The organism is Luteibacter sp., assembly GCF_036499525.1.
Classification (GTDB): Bacteria; Pseudomonadota; Gammaproteobacteria; order Xanthomonadales; family Rhodanobacteraceae; genus Luteibacter.
Map to the genome: position 1 here is coordinate 16,207 of NZ_DASYDO010000026.1, position 20,111 is coordinate 36,317.

The following is a 20,111-nucleotide window of genomic DNA, read 5'->3' on the forward strand; positions in this document are numbered from 1 at the left end:
CCTGGTTACTTCACTTCGTGTCCACAACCGGCAATTCGATGGCACTGGCCGTCCCCGCCGTGTGCCATACCTGCTGCGTCGCCTTCTGGTAGTCCGAAGGCTTGGCGAAGAAGATGTTTGGCACGAAGGTCTGCGGGTTGCGGTCGTACAGCGGGAACCACGACGACTGCACCTGCACCATCACCCGGTGGCCCGGCTGGAAGGTGTGGTTCACCGTCGGCAGGCCGAAACGGTATTCCAGCGGCGTGTTCGGGGTGATCGCCTTGCCTTCACCGAAGCCCTCGCGGTAGCGGCCGCGGAAGATGTCCATCGACACCGGAAGCTCATAGCCACCCATGGTGGGATTGGCGGCATTGGCGGCCGGATAGACATCGATGAGCTTCACTACCCAGTCGCTGTCCGTGCCGCTGGTGGACGCGTACAGGTTCACCTGCGGCGCACCGGCCACCCTGAGCGGCGCAGTCAGCGGCTCGGTCATGTAGGTCAGGACATCGGGGCGGCCGTCGACGAAACGCTGGTCGTGCACCAGCCAGGTGGTCCATTCCTTGTGGTCGGCGAAGCTCACCGGCCGGGGCAGGTACGGCACCGGCTTCGCCGGGTCCGAAACATACTCGTCATATGTCGCATCGCTTGCCGCGGGAGCGTCAAACGACAACCCCCCATTGGCGACGAGGTACATGGGACGGGTCTTTTTCGCCTGCGGCCAGGACTTGAAACGGTCCCAATGGTTTTCGCCGGTGTTGTAGATGAAGACCGGCGGGGTATTGGCCTTGGGTGCGCCGTCCACCAGGTACTGGTTGAAGAACGGCAGCAACACGTCGCGGCGGAACTGCAAGGCGGTGTCGCCGTCCCACTGCAGCGCGCCGAGCGACGAAGCGTCGTAATTCACCTGGCTGTGCCGCCACGGGCCCATCACCAGGAAATTCTTATCGTTGCCCTTGTCCTTGGGTTCCACGGCCTCGTAGCTGTGGATCGCGCCCCACATGTCTTCCTGGTCCCACAGGCCCTGCAGCCACATGGTGGGCACCTTCAACGGCTGCCTGGCCATCACCTTGTCCAGCGCCTGTTCCTGCCAGTAGGCGTCGTACGCGGGGTGCTCGCTGAGCTTTCGCCAGTACGGCAGCTGGTCGAAGCCGTTGGTCCGGGCATAGTCCCCCGCCGAGCCCGCACTCAGGAAGTTGGTGTAGTCGTCATAGCCCAGGCGGGGGATGGTGGCGCCCTTGCCGCGCTTGGCGTTCTGCCCTGCGATGTAGTCGAAGTTGGTCTGGCGGAAGGCGCCGTAATGGAACCAGTCGTCACCCATCCAGCCGTCGACCATCGGGCTTTCCGGGGCGGCCACCTTGAGTGCCGGATGCGGATTCACCAGGGCCATGACCACGGTGAAGCCTTCGTACGACGAACCGAGCATACCGACCTTGCCGTTGGACTCGGGCAGGTTCTTTGTCAGCCAGTCGATGGTGTCGTAGGCGTCGGTGGAATGATCCACCTTGGTGTCGTTCAACGGTCCGCGCAGCGGACGGGTCATCACGTAATCCCCCTCCGATCCGTACTTGCCGCGCACATCCTGGAACACACGTATATAGCCGGCATCGACGAATACCTCGTCGCCCACCGGCAGCAGGTTGCGCATGCCGGGAGCATCGGCGCGCGCGGCGCGACCGTCTGCGTTGTAGGGCGTGCGGGTAAGGAGGATGGGCGCGTGCTTCGCATTCTTCGGAATGACGATGACGGTATGCAACTTGACGCCGTCGCGCATGGGGATCTCGACGACACGCTTCACGTAATCGTTCGCCGTCGTCGGCGCCTCGAACCTGGTTGGGATATCCGGCGTCATCGGCGCGGTCTGCGCAGCGACGAAGGAGGAGGCGACAGCCAGGGACAGGGCGAGCATCGGCAGCAGCATGGGACGATGTGGCATGGGCATTCCTGTGGCAGTGGGACGAACGGAACTCCCTAAGCGTGCCCTATCCTGAACGGAAGGGCCACGCATGCCACCAGTCATGGGTTTCATGGCACAAACCCTGCTTAATTCCCCGCGGGCAAAAGAAAAGCGCCGCTGCGTGAGCAGGGCGCTTTTCCTTCATAGCGAACCGGCTGGAAAACCGCCGGTTCCGAAGCGCTTACTGACCGCCAGCCGTCGAAGCCGGGGCCGGAGCAGCGGTGCCAGTGGTAGCCGGCGGCGTCATGGCCGGAGCAGCGGCCGTGCTGGCGGCCGGCGGGGTGGATTCCGGAGCAGCGGCCGGAGCGGTGGCCGGGGCGGCCGTCGAAGCAGCCGACGGCGCCGGGGCGGTGTTGTCTTCCGACTTGTTGCAGCCGGCGAGCAGGGCAGCGGCGACAAACGCCAGGGCAGTAATCGAAATAACCTTCATGATGCTGGGCTCCTCATTCGTTATGTATGCAGATAAATCTCGCATCCGCGACGTTTCCCTCCGAAGACGGGCCCGTCTAGGGTGCGACGACAAGTATGAAGCGTGGATGTCCAGCGGCGCAGCGCGCGATCGCAGACATTTTCAGAATAATCGCGTTCCCCCACCCGAAGCCAGTCCCTACCCTGTCTTCTGGAAGTTGCTGCCGGCATCCCCGCTCGACAGCCAGACAAGGAGAGACCCGCTTGAAGCCTTTCATCCCCCTCCACAGACGCTATCTTACAGCCTTTATCATGGCGGCCTTCGCCCCCACGGCCGGGGCGGTGGCCGACCCCCCGCTCATCGTCGATGGCAAAGAGAAGACGATCCCCTCCGGGACGTATGAAACCACCGCCGATTCCCAGGTAGGCCTCCGGGTGCGTAATGGAGGCCGGGCCACGGGTACGGAGGTCAACATAACCACCGTCGGCCAGAACGCCTATTCCGTCGAAGTAACCCAGCCTCTCAGTGTCGCGTCGCTGACGAATGGCACCCTGCATACGAAGGGCGGCAGCGCGTACGGCATCCAGGTACTCGGAGGCGGTGCCGTGGTGCTGGACAACGTGACGATCCTTACCGAAGGCGGCAGCGCGATGGGTGCCCGCATCAGTGGCGCCGAATCGCACGGCCAGTTCAGCCGCAGCCACATCGAAACGTCCGGGTATGGTGCCACCGGCATCATCGCGGACCACGCCGGCGGTTTCTCCCTCGAAGCGCAAACGAAGGTGGTCACCAGCGGTAACGCGGCGAAGGGATTGCTGGTTAGCAGTGGCGCCTCCATGGAAGCCAACTTCGCGAACGTAAAGACATCGGGTGTCGAAAGCCACGGTCTGCACGTCGACGGCGGCTCCACGGTCACGCTTAGCCAGACGACCATAACGACGAGCGGCAAGGGAGCCCACGCCCTCAACGCGGACCGGACAAGCGGCCTTGTCACGGTCGGCGAGAACAGCCAATTGGTTACCGGTGGCAACGGCTCCGTGGCGATCAACGTGCAGGATGGGCTCCGGCTGGTGGTTCGCGATTCACATATCGAAACGCTCGGCATGGATGCCCCTGGCGTGTACGATCGCGCCGCGACTGTCGCCTTGAAGAACGTCGACGTCGTGACTCACGGCCGTTTCTCTTATGGAGTCACCGCCAAGGGCGGCGACTACGCCGGAAAAATTCCCCAGGTGGATTTGCGCGACACGCGCATCCTCACCCACGGCGCATCCGCCTATGGTGTGGTGGCCTCCAGTGGTGGCAGGCTGGAAATACTTGGCAGCGCGATCACGACCAACGGCACCGGCGCGTACGGCCTGTTGAGTGCCGCAGGCGTCGCCAACGCGGGAAACACCGTCATCGAAACCACCGGCGCAGGAGCTTACGGCATCGTCGTACAGAACGGCGGCAGGCTCACCTTCAACGGAGGTAGTGTGCGCAGCGCGCAGTCGGCTGCGCTTCGTCTCGACGATCCAGGCACGATCCGGATCGGCGGCGGCGCCGTCCTGCAAGGCGGTAACGGCGCCTTCGCCGAGGTCGATCCCACATCGGACAAAGCCTTCACCGTGGTCCTGGATGAAAAAGCCCATGCGACCGGCGACATCCGTTTGTCCGCCGATCGCGGCAAGCCGTTGCCCGACGGGACGAAGCTCTCGCTCTCGATCAGCAACGGCGCCGCGTGGTCCGGCGCATCGTCCATCGTTCGCGATCTGTCCCTGGAGAACGGCGGCACGTGGGTCGTCACCGGCGACAGCCACGTCGGTTCGCTGCGCAACGACCATGGCGTCGTCGCCTTCGCGCCGGCCACGCCCGGCGCCTTCGGCACGCTGACGATTGCGGGCGACTACAAAGGCAATAACGGTCTCTTCCGCATGCGCAGCCGCCTGGCCGACGACAACTCGCCCACCGACCGTATCCACGTCATGGGAAATACCTCAGGTAGCAGCCTTATCGCCGTCGATGCCCTCGATGGCGGCGGCGACCACACCGTCGACGGCGTCCAGCTCGTCCGGGTGGACGGCCGTTCCGAAGGAACGTTTGCCTTGTCCGGACGCGCCGTCGCGGGTGCGCACGAGTACTTCCTGCACCCGGGATCCCTCAGCCAGCCCGGTGATGGCGGCTGGTATCTGCGCTCGTCCCTTCCCAATCCGGTCCTGGAACCGGAGGACGGCATGGAGCCGACCGGCCCGCTCGATCCCTTCGACCCGACCCTCCTCCCCGCGCCGGTACTTCGTCCGGAAACGGGCACCTACCGCGCCAACCAGGTAGCCGTGCTCGACATGTTCCATTCGGGCCCCGGCGCAGGCAGGGACGATGAGCCGGACAGCTCGCACGGCAGCGCGTGGGCCCGGTTCGAGCGGCGCCACACCGCCTTCGACCTGGGCGGGCAGGTCACGACCACCACGTCCACGAACGAGCTCACCATGGGCACCGACCTCCTCCAGGGCAGCGGTGATGTCGACACCCACCTGGGCGTCATGGCTGCGATAGGTCAGTCGGATACGCGTGGCACGTCCCTGCTCACCCGCTACTCGGCAAGGGGCCGTGTAAAGGGTGCCGCCGGTGGTCTCTATGGCGGCCTGCGCACGGGCGACGGCACCTATCTGCGGGGCTGGATGCAGTATGCGCATTTCAACCAGCGCGTCGAGGGCGATGCGCTCGCCACCGAGCGCTACGGCAGCGGTACCCTGACCGCCAGCGTGGAAGCCGGCCACCGCTGGCGAAAAACGCTCAACCGCGACACCGACGTCTACCTCGAACCGCAGGCCCAGGTCGTGGCTACGCGCTTGCGCGGTGGAACGCACACCGAAACCAACGGCACGCGGGTGACACCGCTGCATGCCAGTGGCAGCACCGCCCGCGTCGGCATGCGCGCAGCCGCGCGCTGGCATACGCCGGGTGGCCATGTAGCCTCGCCTTACGTCGCGGGCAGCTGGTTGCGCCGGCTGGGCAGGCTGGACGCCACGCAGTTCGACACCGCGCCGTTCGCCGATGGCGTGCCTCGCAATGCCTATGCGTTGAAGCTCGGCCTCAGCATGTTGCGCAACGATGGATGGCGCCTGTGGGGTGATGTGGAAACCCGCTTCGGCGTGCACCGCTACCGCCGCGTCGCGGGCACCCTTGGTGTCAGGAAGAATTGGTAAGTTTATCCAGCCAATTCCACGGCTTCAGGCCGCGCCCGGCGCGCGGTCACCGTGCTTCCGATAGACGCAAGCACGATGAAGCCGATCGCCAGCCACTGGAATGAAGTCAGGTGCTCGCCGAGCAACAGCATCGCAAGCAGCGACGCGACGGCGGGCTCCAGGCTCACCATGATCCCGAACGTCTCGCTCGGCAGGCGCTTCATCGCCATCATCTCCAGCGACATGGGAATGGCACTGGAAATGATGGCCACGCCGAGACCGGCGGCAAGAATGGCCGGATCAAGCAGCGTCATGCCCGCGTGAGCCACCCCATAGGGCACGACGATCAGGCTCGCCGCCACAAGGCCGAGCGATACCGAATGCCCCGCATGCAGGTGCCCGGCCCGCTTGCCGAACACGATGTACAGCGCCCAGCAGACAGCCGCACCCAGGGCGAGCAGCACACCGGTGGGATCCAGCGTGCTGCCGTGCCCCAACGGCAGGATCATCACCAGGCCGGTGATAGCCGAGGCCAGCCAGACGAAATCGACCGGCCGGCGCGACGACCACATGGCCACGGCCAGTGGACCGCTGAACTCGATCGCCACGGCGATACCGAAGGGAATGGTACGCAAGGCCAGGTAGAACAGCAGGTTCATCGTGCCCAGCGTGAGCCCGTAGCGGATCACGGAGCCCGCGTCCTGCCGACTGAGCGGCCAGCGCCACGGGCGCCATACCACCAACAGGACGAGGGCCGAGAAACCCACGCGCAGCGCCGACGTACCCTCCGCGCCCACCAGCGGAAAGAGCTTCTTCGCGAAGGATGTGCCGATGCACAGCGAGGTCACGGAGCCCAGGACGGCCAGCGCCGGCAGCCAGGGAGTGGAACGCGGGGATTTCATCGACACGCTCGAGCTGGCAATGTTTAGATCAGGGGATCATGACATCGCTACCCGACTTCCGTCTCGAAGGGGTAACGACGCCTTACTGGCCGCCGCCGTCGTCCTGGGACATCAGCGCGTTGATCTGATCCTTGTGCTTCTCGTAGAAGGCGACGTTCGACTGGTTCACCTTCGACTGGTCGACGTACTGGGCCATCTGTGGATTGTTCTTCGCTTCCGAGGCGATCGCGGCGTTCGTCACGGCCAGGTTCGCCAGCAGGAACTCGCGCGGGGTGAAGTTGTACTTCTGGAGCAGCGGCCCGATACGAGGGTCGGCTGCGGTCACCTGGTTCGCGAGATCGTCGAGCGAATGGATCTTCGTGAAGTCGGTCTTCGCATCCTTTGGCTTGATGCCGGCCTTCTTCGCTTCTTGCGACACCTTGACGATGCGGCCGAAGACATCTTCGTTGAGGTTGTAGTTCTGGATGGCTTGCTTGTCCGACGCCGGGATCTGCGAGGCGGGATTGGGTGCCGCATCCTGCTGTGCGTAGGCGGCGACAGGCGTAACGGAGGCGACGGCCAGCAGGGCGGCGAGCAGATAGCGAGACTTCACGGGCAACTCCTGGGTTGTCGGATACGTGTTGGACGGTGGCACAGCATAAGCGGCCAATTGTTACGTATGTGTCTGCGCGGTCACGCTTTCTTCAGGTACTTTCGGCACGTTCCAGCCCATCGCGTTGTACAGGCGGTAGCGCGCTACGCCGATGTACTCGTGAATGGCGAAGTCCGCGAAGGAAAGATTTTCCGACGTGGGTAGCCAGTCGTAACGGGCCCGCACGTAGTCGCCCCGCACCGTTTCGCCGCGAATGCCGAAATGGGCGAAATAGAGCGCCACGCGCTTCAGGTGCACGGCTGAAGACACCAGCACCACCTTGTCCGCGCCGTAGGCCACCAGCAGCGGCTTGCTGAACTGCGCGTTCTGGAAGGTGTTCATGCTGCGTCCTTCCAGCATCAGGTCGGTACGCGGTACGCCAAGCCTGTCGAGGGAAATCGCATAGACATCGGCCTCGGACTGCTTGAGCTTCATGGCATCGCCACCGCTCACTTCCAGCTTGCACTCCGCACCCGTGGCCTTGCACGCACGGTAAAGCTGGGCGGCACGGAGGATGCGGCCGTTGGCGTAGAGGCTGGGCTCGACCACGCCTGCGCTGTCGAGCACGGTGCCCGCGCCGAGCAAGATGATCGCGTTGCGCTGTCCCCACTGCGTGACATCGGGGGAGAACCCGGCTTGCAGATGGGTGAGTAGCAGGCCGGCCAGCGGTCCGCAGCCGGCGAAGAACAACCAGGACAGCGCGAGGATGGAGAACGTCCACCCGCCACCCGAACGCCGCCGGGCGAGCAGGACGAGGCCGACGGCCAGCAGCGCAAGGAAGATGATGAGAGTCATGGACGCGGAGCGTAGCAAACCGCCGGGACGAAAGGCGCGATGTCAGCCGCGGGCCAGCGCCTTCTCCAGGCAGTCCACGAGTTCCTCGCCGCTATAGGGTTTGCCCAGGTAGGAAAACGCGCCGGCCGCCATCACGCTGTCGCGCATCGCGTCATCCGGATAGCCGGTAACGAAAACCACAGGATACGTACGCCCGCGCTCGATCAGGCGGCGGTGGAGGGTCGTGCCGTCGATGCCGGGCATGTGCACGTCGGTAACCAGGCAATCGACGTGCCCATCGTCACCGTGGCGCAGGAAATCCTCGGCCGAGGCAAAACTTCGTACCCGGTGTCCCAGCGACCTTACGAGACTCACCGTTGCCGCTCGCACGGCCTCGTCGTCGTCCACGATTGCCACCGTCCTGTTAGCCGCCAAGTTCACATCCTCGCCCGGCACTTGCCGACCCTACCGCCGTTACAGTGCGCCGCGCCATGCCGGATGGGAATCATACGGAAGTGTGGTTCAAGAACGGATCGCCAGGGCCTCGGCCTGTTTCACCAGTTGCGCCAGAGACTTCGCGCGCATCTTTCGCATCACGTTGCCGCGGTGGATCTTCACGGTGATTTCAGACAAACCGAGCAGGCCACCCACCTGTTTGTTCATGAGCCCAGCCGTCACATGCGCCATCACCTCCCGCTCGCGGGGCGTGAGCGACGCGTACGCGGTGCGCAAGGCGTGGAGGGCAACCGCATCCCGCCGGTCGGCGGCATCGCGCTCGATGGCGCTGGTCACGGCATCCAGCATGTCCTGGTCGCGGAAGGGCTTCGCAAGAAAATCCAGGGCCCCGGCCTTCATCGCGCGCACGGACATCGGGATGTCGCCATGCCCGGTCATGAAGATGATAGGCAGATGGTTGTCCATCGCGGCCAGCTGCGCCTGGAAGTCGAGCCCGCTGACGCCGGGCAGGCGGACATCGAGCACGAGGCAACCCGGTGCGTCGGCATCGTCGCGGGCGAGGAAGTCTGCGGCACTTCCGAACGTCGCCACAGCCAACCCCACCGAGCGAAACAATGAGGCAAGTGCCTCCCGCACCGATGCATCGTCGTCCACCACGCAGACGATCGGATCGGGCACCGGATGGCTGGCGGTGGTGGCGCGCGTCATGCCCGGACCTCCTCAGCCAGCACGAGCGGCAAGGTGAAGTGGAAAGTGGCACCGCCACCGGGACGGTTCGTCGCCCACAACCTGCCCCCGTGGGACTCCACCGTCGAACGGCTGATGGCAAGGCCCATGCCCATGCCATCGCCACGCGTGGTGACGAAGGCATCGAACAGGTGCGGCGCGATGTGCTCGGGAATGCCCGTGCCGTTATCTTCCACCTCCACGAGCAGGCCATCGGCTACGTCGTCACGGGCACGCACGAGGAGGCGATGCGGGCCGGCCGTTTCGGACATGGCACGGATCGCGTTCGCCATCAGGTTCACGATCACCTGTTGCAGCTGCACGCGGTCGCCGCGAGGCGTGGGCGCATCGCGAGCGATGTCCAGTGTCAGTTCTATACGGTGCAGGACGAGTTCGCCGTCGAGCAGTTGCGCGCACTCCTCGACCAGCGCGGCGAGGTCGAAGTAAGCGTGTTGGCGCGGCTCCTTGCTCGCCAGGCTGCGCACGCGATGCACCACCTCGCTGGCGCGGCGTGCGTCGCGCACCACGCGCTCAATGGCATCGCAGGCTTCGCCGAGGTCCGGATCGGCCCGGCGCAACCAGCGCAGACTGGCTTCCCCATGGGTGACGATCGCGGCCAGCGGCTGGTTCACCTCATGGGCGATGGAAGCGCTCATTTCCCCAAGGGCGGTGATACGTGCGGCCTGGGCCAGCTCCGCCTGCACCGCGATGAGAGCTCGCTCCGCGCGCTTGCGGTCGGTGATGTCGACGACGCTGACGAGCACGCGATCCCAGCGCGTGGGCCCCAACGGCATGTTCAACGCGAACAGTACGGTCAGTGACTCGCCGGCCAGGTTCACCATCTGGGTCTCGCCTTCGACCACGCCGCCACTCTCGATCGTCGCGAGCACCCGGCCGAAGGTCCGCTGCGAAGGCGCCAGCACGCGGGAGAGTGGACCGATCAAGTCTTCGCGCCGCCGCGCTCCCAGCATGTTGGCCGTGGCCTGGTTCACGTCCACGATGCGGGTGGCCGCGCAGACTTCGGCCACGAAATCCGGATGCGCCTCGACGTAGGCGACAAGATCCGTCACGCCCTGCTCGCGCAGGGCACGGACCCGGTCCATCGCCATCGAATAGTCCTGCTCCCAGAAAGAGAACCGCGCGTTTTCGAACATGCTGCGGTAGCGGCGCTCGCTTTCCGCCAGCGCGGCCGCGGCGGCGCGGCGACCGGTCACGTCGGTACCCGCCTCCAGGATCACCCGGGGCTTGCCATACTCGTCGCGCAGCAGCGCGCAACGCGCTTCGACGATCACGATCCGGTCGTCGCGATGGCGCTGGAACACCTCGCCCTCCCAGCGGCCCGTGCCGAACAGCGCGGCGTCCACCTCGGCGTGGTCGCCCGGGAAGGCAGTGCCCAGCAGGTCGCTCGCCCGGCGCCCCAACGCCTCATGCGCCGTCCAGCCGTACAACTGCTCGGCGCCGCCGTTCCAGAGCACGATGACGTCGCCCATGTCGCGGACGAAGATCGAATCGTGGGTCAGTTCGATCAGCCGGGCCTGGCCCGCAATGGTGATCATGCGCTCGCGGTTCCGCAGCGTCAGCACGCCGGTGACGGCGATCGCCCCAAGGCTTACCGCGCAGCGCAGGATGGAGGAGTCCATCGCCACGACACCGTGGCCGCGCAGGTGGGCCACCGCGGTGAGGATCATGCAGCCCAGTACCGCGCCGACGATCGCGCGGCGGCTGCCGCTGGCGGCCACGAGCACCACCACCACCACGTAAACCACCGCCACCGCGCTCTGCAGGGGCGTGAGGGTGTCCACCAGGAAAACGCCCAGTGCCAGCAGGGCCCCCGCGACCATCAGCAAGCCGGCCACGAGCCGCCGCGGACGCGTCACGGGTGCATAGGCCTGGGTGTGCAGGGGCCGGTATCGCGTCATCGGACCGTCCGGATCGAGTGTCTTGTACAGAATGAGCGTGGAGTGTTTCGGAACCCCATGCCGTCTGTCTTGCACAGCGGTGATGGTTTTTGACCGTTACGGTACGGACGCTACAAGAAATCGACAAACTATCGACTAACCCTTTGGTATGCAGCGCCCCGACCGAATGTAGAATTTCGGTCCGATCCGCATCGCACATAAGCTCGTCGCCGTGGGCAGTCCCGCCCATCGCCGCCGTGGAGCAGACGCAGATGCGCATCGAACTTAACGTCCCCGGGGCCGTGCATGGCATGCCCCCCTTAGCCCTTCCCCCCGCGGACGAGGAAGGCAATGTAACCCGGCTACTCGAACAGGCGCTGACCGCTGCCGGGACCGATCTTGCCACCACCCGGGCCTGCGTAGCCCGGGTGGCCGCGCTACTGGAGCGCGAACGGGCCCCGGCCGAACGGCCCGTGACGCTTCGCCGCCGCGTGGGCGCAGGGCTGGCGCCATGGCAGGCGCGCCGCGTGGCCGCGCACGTGGACCAGAACCTGGGTTATTCGATCACCATCGACCAGCTGGCCGCGATTGCCGGACTGTCGAGCAGCTACTTCTGCCGCGCGTTCAAGGACAGCTTCGGCGATCCGCCGCATGCCTACATCATGCGCCGCCGCGTGGAACGCGCGCAGTCGCTGATGCTGCAGACGCGGGAGCCGCTGAGCCAGATCGCCCTGGCCTGCGGCCTGTCCGACCAGGCGCACCTGTGCAACCTTTTTCGCCGGCTGGTAGGGCAGAGCCCGAGCCAGTGGCGGCGGTCGCGCTGGCAGGAAGCGTGACCGGACAGCTTCACCGAGGTGCTCGCATGCATGCCAGGATCGTGGATATCCGTTCCGTCATTCGGCTCGATGCGCACCATGCCCACGCGTGGCATGTCCTGCATGAAGCAGCGCGCGTCGAGCCTGACGAATTCGCGCGCATCGCGTGGTATCGCGGCGATCCTATCGCCGCGCTGGGCCAGCAGACGGCTGAAACCCTCGTCGCCTGCGGTCGTCACGAGGAAGTCCTGGCGTTCCTTCGCGGGGTGAGTCGCGACCTCGGCCTGGAACCGGCCCCGGTATTCGCCCCCTTCTGAGCCCTTTTTTTCCGGTCCGCGGTAAAGTCGGACGAAACCGACCCCGGGCCACCACGTGTCGATCGAAGAAGCCACCACCCCCGACCGAGGCGAACGGCTTACCGCCGAGCGCGCCTACGAACTCTACTGGGCCGACCTGCTCGACCGCGACGCGCGCTTCAGCTGTGTCGGCACCGGCTGCGCGGCGCCGCTGATCTGCGCCTGCCTAGACAAGCCCGGGCAGAACCTCCGGATCCGCCCTTACTTCCGTTCGTACCGGCTCGAAGACCACGCGGCCACCTGCGAGGTTGCGCATGGCCGTGGCGAGACGAAGGCGGTGAAGCGGCCGGATGTCTTCGAGGCCGAGCGCCCCGCGGGCCACTTCCACGCGAAAGCGGCGCGGGAGAAACGGTCGGCCACCGTGACCCCGGCTCGACACGTTTCGTCGGCCCCGGCGGCCGGCCCGACACCGCGCGCCAGCCATTACTACCGTCTCTCGTCGCTGGTGCAGAAGTTCCTGGAGCACCGACGCGACAAGGACCTGGCCGAAGCCACCGTCGAGATCGGTGGAGAAGCCACGACCTACGAGGCGCTGTTCCGTAACATCTATCGGCAGAAGGTGGCCGACCTGCTCGCCACCCGCGCGGTGTGGTGGGGCACGGCATCCATCCGGGGGACGAAGGAAGGTGGCTATTACCTCCGCTTCTCGCGCCCCTTCCGTCATGGGGACGCCGAACTGCGGCCGACGATCACGCTTACCGCGAAGGACATCGATGCTTATCCGGTACGCAAGCTGCTGCGGGCACGGCTGGACAAGCTCATCGAGGAAGCGGACGGCTATTGCGTGGCCTTCGCATGGGCCAAGCCGTGGATGCCGAAGGATGCGGAGAAGCCCTTCGTCCGCTTCTACGTGAACAACCTGGACCACATCGACGTGCGCGGACCGGAAATCCTCGAGGAGCTGAAGAACACCTCCCGGGTCGGTACGGGGACGTAAGATAAGGCCATGTCATCCAAACGCCGCAAACGCCTGCGCCTGCCCTTCGTCCGCCACCCGCGCGACGCATCGCACGATTATGACGACGCCAGCTATGACGGGGGCATCTCCGGCGGCGCGTACCTGCGCCATGTCGTCATCCTGGCGGCCATCCTCGTGGCGCTCGTGGCCCTCCTCCGCTGGGTCTTCTGACCACACCGCTGCGCGCACGGTTACGTGTCGTAGATCCTCGCTTCGCTTGGGCGAAGCGGTCCGTGCGCCATGTTGTCCCCGTGCGTCGAAAGGATGACAGCCCCGGGCGGTTCCGTCATGGGCAGCGGTGCCGGCGCCTCGGTAAAATTGAGCGCCACCACCAGGCGCCTGCGTTCGCACTCGCGTGAGTAAACGAGCACCGCTTCGCTTGCCTCCAGCACGTGGATATTCCCCCGGTGAAGGGCAGGCGTCTCCCGCCGCAACCGCAGCAACGCCTTGTACAACGACAGCATCGATTGCGGGTCCGCCGATTGCGTAGCCACATTGCAGGTAGCGACGTCGTCGCCGATACGCAGCCACGGCCTGCCCCGCGTGAACCCCGCTCCCTCGCACGGAAACCAGCGCATGGGTGTCCGCTGCGGATCCCTGCCCAATCCCTTGTGCGGCTCGTTCAGTTCAAACCGATCGCGCACCTCCTCGAACGGCATGACCACGTCGTGCATGCCTATCTCGTCGCCGTAGTACATCGTGGGGGTGCCTCGCAACGTGAGCAGCAACACGGCGGCGACGCGCGCCTGCGCGGTACCCACGCGGGACGCGATCCGCGGCTTGTCATGATTGCCCAGTACCCAGTTGGGCCACCCGCCGGACGGCAGGGCGGCCTCGTAACGCCTGATCAGCCCCGCGATGGTCGATGCATCCCAGTGCGTGCTGATCAGCAGGAAGTTGAACGGCAGTTGCGCCCCGGAAAGATTCTCGCCGTAGTAGGCGACGATGCGTTCCAGGGGAAGGTATAGCTCGCCGATCAGCACGCGGTCCGGGAACTCATCCACGACGGAACGCATGGCGGCGACGATACCCTGGGTTTCCGGTATGTCTGACGTGTGCAAAGGCAGGAAGCGATGCGCCTCGGCATCGATGCCCGCCCGGTAGGCAGGGTTGGGCGGGTTGTCGCGGAATTCGGCGTCCTTCATGACGTGGTAGATCACGTCCACGCGGAACCCATCCACGCCGCGCCGCATCCAGAAGCGCATCGATTCGTACATCGCCTCGCGCAGCACCGGGTTGCGCCAGTTGAGGTCCGGCTGCCTGTCGAGGAAAAGGTGCAGGTAGTACTGCCCGCTGAGCGGATCGAAGGTCCACGCGCTGCCGCCGAAATTGGACAGCCAGTTGTTTGGCGGCCCGCCATCCGCCGCCGGGTCTCGCCAGATGTACCAGTCGCGGAAGACGTTATCGCGCGAGCGGCGGCTTTCGCGGAACCAGGGATGTTCGTCGGAGCTATGGTTCGGCACGAAGTCGAGGATCACCTTCAGCCCCAGCGCATGGGCGTCCGCGATCAGCGCGTCCATGCCGGCGATGTCGCCGAACAGTGGATCGATGCCGCGGTAGTCGCTCACGTCGTAGCCGAAGTCGGCCATGGGCGAGGGATAGATGGGAGATATCCACAATGCGGCCACGCCAAGCCCGGCGAGGTAAGGCAGCTTGCAGCGTATCCCGGCGAGGTCGCCGATGCCGTCCCCGTTCGTATCGGCGAAGGAACGGGGATAAACCTGATACACGACGCCATCGCGCCACCACGAATCTTCCACAGTCCCTCCAGTCGACCACTCCCACACGAAGCTTGTCCCGCGGCACGTGTACGAAATGCCTTCACGCACCCTCCCTTAGCCTTCGGCATATCACCCATCCCGGATGCCGTCATGATCAACGACCTCTGGTACAAGAACGCCGTCGTCTACTGCCTCTCCGTGGATTCCTTCCAGGACTCCAACGGCGATGGCGTGGGCGATTTCCAGGGACTGGGCCGGCGCCTGGCCTATCTGCAAGGCCTGGGCGTGACGGCGTTGTGGCTGATGCCGTTCCAGACCTCCCCGGGCAGGGACGGCGGGTACGACATCAGCGATTACTACAACGTGGACCCGCGCTACGGCACCCTGGGCGACTTCGTGGAGTTCACCCACGCGGCGCACCAGCGTGGCATGCGCGTGATGATCGACCTGGTGGTGAACCATACCTCGGACCACCACCCCTGGTTCCGCGAAGCCTGTCGCGATCCCTCGTCGAAATACCGCGACTGGTACGTCTGGTCGAAGACCCGCCCGGACAACGCCGGCCAGGGCATGGTCTTTCCCGGCGTGCAAAAAAGTACGTGGAGCTATGAGAAGACCGCGAAGGCCTGGTATTTCCACCGTTTCTACCAGTTCCAGCCGGACCTCAACACGTCCAACCCGTACGTACAGGCGGAAATCCTGAAGATCATGGGATTCTGGACGCAGCTCGGCGTGTCGGGATTCCGCATGGACGCCGTGCCCTTCGTCATCGCCACCAAGGGCGCCGGCATCAAGCGGCCGAAGGAGCAGTTCGACATGCTGCGCAGCTTCCGCGAGTTGCTGCAATGGCGTCAGGGCGACGCGGTGATCCTCGCCGAAGCGAACGTGCTACCACGCGATGACATGGAGTACTTCGGCGACGACGGCGACCGCCTGCAAATGATGTTCAACTTCCAGGTGAACCAGCACCTGTTCCATGCACTGGCCTCCGCCGACGTGCGCTCGCTGGCGGGTGCATTGCAAAAGACCCGCCCACGCCCGGCCACTGCACAGTGGGCGCAGTTCCTGCGCAACCACGACGAGCTCGACCTCGGCCGCCTCACACCCACGCAGCGCGACCGCGTCTTCGCGGAATTCGGCCCCGGGAAGGATATGCAGCTCTACGACCGCGGCATCCGCCGGCGGCTTGCGCCGATGCTGCGCAACGACCGTCGCCGCATTGAACTTGCATACAGCCTGCTCTTCACCCTGCCCGGCACACCGGTACTGCGCTACGGCGACGAGATCGGCATGGGCGATGACCTTTCGCTGCCCGAACGCGAGTGCGCGCGCACGCCCATGCAATGGTCCACGGAGCCCTATGGCGGTTTCACCCGGCTACACCGCGGCGGGAAGACCGTGATCTCGGAAGGCCCGTTCGGCTACACGCACGTCAACGTGGCCCAGCAACGGCGCGACCCGGGATCGCTGCTCAACTGGATGGAACGCATCATCCGCATGCGCAAGGAGATCCCCGAAGTCTCATGGGGCGATTTCGAGGTGTTACCGCTCGATGACAACGCCGTGCTGATGCTGCGCTACACCTGGCGTGGAAACGCGGTGCTGTTCCTGCATAACCTCTCGGATGCACCCGTCGAGGCGGACTTCGCAGGGCCGGACCAGCTGACCAACCTCCTGTCGGACGACCACAGCAAGCCCGAGGACCACGGCCATCACCACATCATGCTGGAGCCCTACGGTTACCGCTGGTTCCGCGAGGGTGGCCTGGGCTACATCCTCGACCGCGAGGAAATCGATGGGATTTGACGGGCTACCTCTTAAGGGGGTAGTTGCCGATCCTTGCATGCGCAATGCTTGGCTCCTCCTCCGATACCTCGAAAGGATCGGCCCATGTACCGCGCCGAACCCGTTTGCAGCATTGGCCGTGCCGACTTCCCCACGGTCATTGTCGACCTCGCCCAGCGCTCCGCCGCCATCGACCGCGGCGACCGCCAGGGAAGCAACAGCCTCGTGGAAGACCTGCGGGGCCGGGCACAACTGACCGAGATCGCGCTCGACGATGCGACCAACGACCTGCTCCTGGTCTACCGGGCCGCCTGCGCGGCCGACGCGGATGGGGCTGGCGCCATCCTGTTCCGCCGCCAGGCCGAAGGCGACGTGGAAGCCGGGCACCCGCCGGCCGTACGCACGCTTGCCCAGGTCTTGTTCGACGGCCTGCGCGCCGAAGCGCCTAACACCCCTCTGCTCGCCCACGTGGCGCTGGCCCTTCGCGCCCTCCTCGGCTGCCCCACGCCGCGTGAAGACGGCGGCGCACCCCGCGGCGGCCTGGCCACCTGGCAGGAACGCCGCGCCATCGCTTATATGGATGAACGGTTGGACCAGTCCTTTCCGGTGTCCTCCGTGGCCGATGCCTGCGGACTCTCGGTCAACCACTTTTCGCGCGCCTTCCGCCGCAGCATGGGCAAGCCGCCGCACCGCTGGCTGCTCGATCGTCGCATCGACCGGGCGCGGGAGCTCCTGCGGGATACCGCGCTGTCACTGGCCGATATCGCCCTGGCCTGCGGTTTTGCCGAACAAAGCCATTTTACCCGCGTCTTTACCCGTACCGTCGGCATGCCGCCGGGAGCCTGGCGACGCGCTGCGGATTGAACATGGGTACAGACGAAACGACTTCTTCCACCCTCGGCCTGGGCCGGGACCTCATGCTGGCAGGCTCGCGGTTGCGGGACGCCGTGGGCCGCCGTGCCCAGCGCGAATTCGGGCTCACGGCCCTGCAGAGCGACATGCTGCTCCTGCTCGCCCAGCGCGGCAGCATGATCTCCACCGAACTGGCCGCCGCCTGCGGCGTGAATGCCAGCACCGTCACCCACGCTGTGGATGCCTGCATCGAACGCGGGCTGATGCTGCGGGAGCGCGACGAGGAAGACCGCCGGCTGGTCGACATCGTGCTGACCACGGCCGGCAAGCGCATGGCCGAGCGAGTGCGTGCACTGGTGGCCGATCTGGCGCGAACCGCCCTCGAAGGCGTGGACCAACCGGCCGTGCTCGCCGAGAGCCTGGCCCAGGTCACCCGCAACCTGGAAAAAGGCCAGGTTCCCTAGGCCGCCCTGCGGCCGAAGATGAGGTGCAGGCCGAACAGGGCGAAGATGGCGCCGGCCCCTCCGTCGATCCAGCGGCTGGCGCGCACATAACCGCGACGCATGGCCGGTAGCGCGAAGATGCCCGCGACGATCGAGAACCAGAGCATGGTTTCCAGCGTGACCATCGCCCAAAGGCCCCAGCGTGCGGCGGCGGACATGCCGTCTCCCACGAAGGCCGAGAAGATCGATGCGAAGTAGATCGCCGCCTTCGGGTTGGCCAGGTTCGTCGCCAGCCCCCTGAGCAGCGCGCGCCAGGGACTGGAATCGCGAACGTCGACCACGGGCACCGCCGCATCCGGTTTCGCCTTCCACGACGCACGGAGCATCTGGAACCCCATCCAGCACAGGTAGGCACCGCCGGCGACGGCGATGCCGCGTTCCAGCCAGGCGACCTGGTGCAGGAGGATATGCAGGCCCAGCAACGCCAGCGCGGCCCACACCGCCACGCCCAGCGCGATGCCGACAACGCCCGCCAGGGCCTCCCGCCGCGAGCGGCTGGCGGCGAGCTGGGAGACGAAGAAGAAATCGGGCCCGGGGGTGACCAGGGCAACGATCTGGACGAGGGCGATGGTGAGGAAGAGGTTCATTCCGGCGAGGTTACCGCACCGCGCCTTGCCCGCAAGGGCCTCCTCCCGTAACCTCGCGTTTTTTAAAGCGGTCACGGGGCTACCCCCGACCTTCGAAGGGGTACGTCACGATGCTGGGTCTGCTGGGCCACGTTCTCTTTGGCCTGTTCGGTTTGGTGGTGCTCGTCGCCATCGCCTTCTGTTTCTCCAACAACAAGCGCCAGGTCGACTGGAAGCTCGTCGGCACGGGCGTGGCGCTGCAGATCGTGTTCGCCGCCATCGTGCTGAAGGTGCCGCTCGGCCGCGACGTGTTCGACGCCATCGCCACCGGCTTCGTGCGCCTGCTCGACTACGTGGACGTCGGTTCGCGCTTCATCTTCGGCAGCCTGCTCGACAGCGGGAAGTTCGGCGTGATCTTCGCCGTGAAGGTGCTGCCCACCATCGTCTTCTTCGCGGCCCTCACCGGCGTGCTCTACCACCTCGGCGTGATGCAGCAGATCGTGAAGGGCATGGCCTGGGTTATCACCAAGGTGATGCGCGTATCCGGGGCCGAGACCACCAGCGTCTGCGCCAGCGTGTTCATCGGCCAGACCGAGGCGCCGCTCACCATCAAGCCTTACATCGAGCGGATGACCCAGGCCGAGCTCATGACCGTCATGATCGGTGGCATGGCGCACATCGCCGGATCGGTGATGGCCGCCTATGTGGCGATGCTCGGCGGCGACGACCCCGCGCAACGCATGTTCTATGCGAAGCACCTGCTCACCGCGAGCGTCATGGCCGCGCCGGCCACGATGGTGCTCGCCAAGATCCTCGTTCCCGAAACGCAGGAGCCGCTCACCCGCGGCACCGTGAAGATCGAAGTCGAAAAGACCACGGCCAACGTCATCGATGCCGCCGCGACCGGCGCAGGCGACGGCCTCAAGCTCGCCATGAACGTCGGCGCCATGCTGCTGGCCTTCATCGCCCTCATCGCGCTCGTCAACGGCCCGGTGCAGTGGGCCGGTACCATCGGAGGCGATCACAGCGTCAACGCCTGGCTCTCGGCCAGCATGGGCCATCCGGTCACACTCAGCCTCGAGACGATCTTCGGCTGGATCCTCGCCCCGGTGGCCTGGCTCATCGGCGTGCCGTGGCAGGATGCCACCCTCGTGGGCAGCTTCATCGGCCAGAAGGTGGTCATCAACGAATTCGTGGCTTATGCGGACCTTGCCCGCCACCTCGACGAATTGCTTCCGCAAAGCCGCCTGATCGCCACGTACGCACTGTGCGGTTTCGCCAACTTCTCCTCGATCGCCATCCAGATCGGCGGCATCGGCGGCCTGGCCCCGAACCGTCGCGGCGACCTCGCCCGTCTTGGCCTGCGCGCCGTGCTGGGCGGCTCCATCGCCACCTTCATGACGGCGACCATCGCCGGCGTGCTCGAGCAAGTCTGAGGCATGTCCGCCGTACGCCTGCTGGTCGTCGGCGGATACAGCGAGGAAGAACGATGGCGCACGCCGCGCCTTCCCCGCGCCGGTGAACCCGCTTACGCCGACGACTTCGAGCGGCGGCCCGGTGGCAAGGCCTTCAAAGGTCACCTGTAGAAACGCGCCTTGCGCGCGACATGTTTTGAGGCCAGGAGGGAGCAACAGGCCCCTGTTGCTCCTCGCGAAA

Annotated in this window: 20 protein-coding genes; 10 read left to right on the top strand and 10 right to left on the bottom strand. The window is 65.7% G+C overall.

Annotated features, from left to right (window positions below):
- Positions 1–10: 10 nt before the first annotated feature.
- Both VGM71_RS05220 and VGM71_RS05225 read right to left on the bottom strand, forming a co-directional pair.
- Complete coding sequence (locus VGM71_RS05220) at positions 11–1,903, bottom strand: CocE/NonD family hydrolase (RefSeq protein WP_414675091.1); 1,893 nt, start codon at positions 1,901–1,903, stop codon at positions 11–13.
- Positions 1,904–2,120: 217 nt separating this feature from the next.
- Positions 2,121–2,369, bottom strand: coding sequence for a hypothetical protein (locus VGM71_RS05225; protein ID WP_331542763.1), 249 nt, complete (start codon positions 2,367–2,369; stop codon positions 2,121–2,123).
- A gap of 320 nt (positions 2,370–2,689) precedes the next feature.
- Between VGM71_RS05225 and VGM71_RS05230 the strand changes: the two genes are divergently transcribed.
- Positions 2,690–5,533, top strand: a complete 2,844-nt coding sequence (locus tag VGM71_RS05230; protein ID WP_331542764.1) for an autotransporter outer membrane beta-barrel domain-containing protein — start codon at positions 2,690–2,692, stop codon at positions 5,531–5,533.
- Between the two features lie 2 nt (positions 5,534–5,535).
- Here VGM71_RS05230 and VGM71_RS05235 read toward each other — a convergent pair whose 3' ends face one another.
- The 6 genes from VGM71_RS05235 to VGM71_RS05260 all read right to left on the bottom strand — a co-directional run bounded on the left by VGM71_RS05235 (position 5,536) and on the right by VGM71_RS05260 (position 10,920).
- A complete protein-coding gene (locus tag VGM71_RS05235; protein ID WP_331542816.1) occupies positions 5,536–6,414 on the bottom strand; it encodes an EamA family transporter in 879 nt (292 codons plus the stop codon).
- A gap of 82 nt (positions 6,415–6,496) precedes the next feature.
- Entirely contained in the window at positions 6,497–7,006 is a 510-nt protein-coding gene (locus VGM71_RS05240; protein ID WP_331542765.1) for a hypothetical protein, read from the bottom strand.
- A 60-nt stretch (positions 7,007–7,066) separates the two neighbouring features.
- A complete protein-coding gene (locus tag VGM71_RS05245) occupies positions 7,067–7,840 on the bottom strand; it encodes a YdcF family protein (RefSeq protein WP_331542766.1) in 774 nt (257 codons plus the stop codon).
- A gap of 42 nt (positions 7,841–7,882) precedes the next feature.
- Complete coding sequence (locus tag VGM71_RS05250; protein WP_331542767.1) at positions 7,883–8,254, bottom strand: response regulator transcription factor; 372 nt, start codon at positions 8,252–8,254, stop codon at positions 7,883–7,885.
- Between the two features lie 87 nt (positions 8,255–8,341).
- Positions 8,342–8,983 (bottom strand): response regulator transcription factor, encoded by a 642-nt coding sequence (locus tag VGM71_RS05255; RefSeq protein WP_331542768.1) that lies wholly within the window; start codon positions 8,981–8,983, stop codon positions 8,342–8,344.
- Positions 8,980–10,920 carry a PAS domain-containing sensor histidine kinase gene (locus tag VGM71_RS05260; RefSeq protein WP_331542769.1) on the bottom strand — a complete coding sequence of 647 codons (1,941 nt, stop codon included), beginning with the start codon at positions 10,918–10,920 and terminating at the stop codon, positions 8,980–8,982. Before VGM71_RS05260 ends, VGM71_RS05255 begins: the two co-directional genes overlap by 4 nt.
- A gap of 251 nt (positions 10,921–11,171) precedes the next feature.
- Between VGM71_RS05260 and VGM71_RS05265 the strand changes: the two genes are divergently transcribed.
- From VGM71_RS05265 to VGM71_RS05280, 4 genes are read left to right on the top strand one after another with little or no spacing between them, the layout of a single operon-like run.
- Positions 11,172–11,735, top strand: coding sequence for an AraC family transcriptional regulator (locus VGM71_RS05265; protein WP_331542770.1), 564 nt, complete (start codon positions 11,172–11,174; stop codon positions 11,733–11,735).
- Between the two features lie 26 nt (positions 11,736–11,761).
- Complete coding sequence (locus VGM71_RS05270; RefSeq protein WP_331542771.1) at positions 11,762–12,031, top strand: hypothetical protein; 270 nt, start codon at positions 11,762–11,764, stop codon at positions 12,029–12,031.
- 55 nt (positions 12,032–12,086) lie between these two features.
- Entirely contained in the window at positions 12,087–13,007 is a 921-nt protein-coding gene (locus VGM71_RS05275; protein WP_331542772.1) for a hypothetical protein, read from the top strand.
- A 9-nt stretch (positions 13,008–13,016) separates the two neighbouring features.
- Positions 13,017–13,199 (top strand): hypothetical protein, encoded by a 183-nt coding sequence (locus tag VGM71_RS05280; protein WP_331542773.1) that lies wholly within the window; start codon positions 13,017–13,019, stop codon positions 13,197–13,199.
- A 20-nt stretch (positions 13,200–13,219) separates the two neighbouring features.
- On the opposite strand, the gene VGM71_RS05285 is transcribed toward VGM71_RS05280, so the two are convergent.
- Positions 13,220–14,788 (bottom strand): alpha-amylase family glycosyl hydrolase, encoded by a 1,569-nt coding sequence (locus VGM71_RS05285; protein WP_331542774.1) that lies wholly within the window; start codon positions 14,786–14,788, stop codon positions 13,220–13,222.
- A 111-nt stretch (positions 14,789–14,899) separates the two neighbouring features.
- Here VGM71_RS05285 and VGM71_RS05290 point away from each other — a divergent pair, with 111 nt between their 5' ends.
- The 3 genes from VGM71_RS05290 (at position 14,900) to VGM71_RS05300 (ending at position 17,850) form a co-directional block, all read left to right on the top strand.
- The gene (locus tag VGM71_RS05290; protein WP_331542775.1) at positions 14,900–16,555 is read left to right on the top strand and encodes an alpha-amylase family protein; all 1,656 of its coding nucleotides are present in this window, start codon (positions 14,900–14,902) and stop codon (positions 16,553–16,555) included.
- 84 nt (positions 16,556–16,639) lie between these two features.
- Positions 16,640–17,398: an AraC family transcriptional regulator gene (locus VGM71_RS05295; protein ID WP_331542776.1), complete on the top strand. Its 759-nt coding sequence runs from the start codon at positions 16,640–16,642 to the stop codon at positions 17,396–17,398.
- A gap of 2 nt (positions 17,399–17,400) precedes the next feature.
- The gene (locus tag VGM71_RS05300; RefSeq protein ID WP_331542777.1) at positions 17,401–17,850 is read left to right on the top strand and encodes a MarR family winged helix-turn-helix transcriptional regulator; all 450 of its coding nucleotides are present in this window, start codon (positions 17,401–17,403) and stop codon (positions 17,848–17,850) included.
- Here VGM71_RS05300 and rhtC read toward each other — a convergent pair.
- A complete protein-coding gene (rhtC, locus tag VGM71_RS05305) occupies positions 17,847–18,476 on the bottom strand; it encodes a threonine export protein RhtC (RefSeq protein ID WP_331542778.1) in 630 nt (209 codons plus the stop codon). The genes VGM71_RS05300 and rhtC overlap by 4 nt on opposite strands.
- Positions 18,477–18,586: 110 nt before the next feature.
- On the opposite strand from rhtC, the gene VGM71_RS05310 reads away from it, so the two are divergent.
- On the top strand, positions 18,587–19,891 hold the full coding sequence (locus tag VGM71_RS05310; protein ID WP_331542779.1) for a NupC/NupG family nucleoside CNT transporter: 1,305 nt from the start codon (positions 18,587–18,589) through the stop codon (positions 19,889–19,891).
- A gap of 3 nt (positions 19,892–19,894) precedes the next feature.
- A complete protein-coding gene (locus VGM71_RS05315) occupies positions 19,895–20,041 on the top strand; it encodes a hypothetical protein (protein ID WP_331542780.1) in 147 nt (48 codons plus the stop codon).
- Positions 20,042–20,111: the final 70 nt, after the last annotated feature.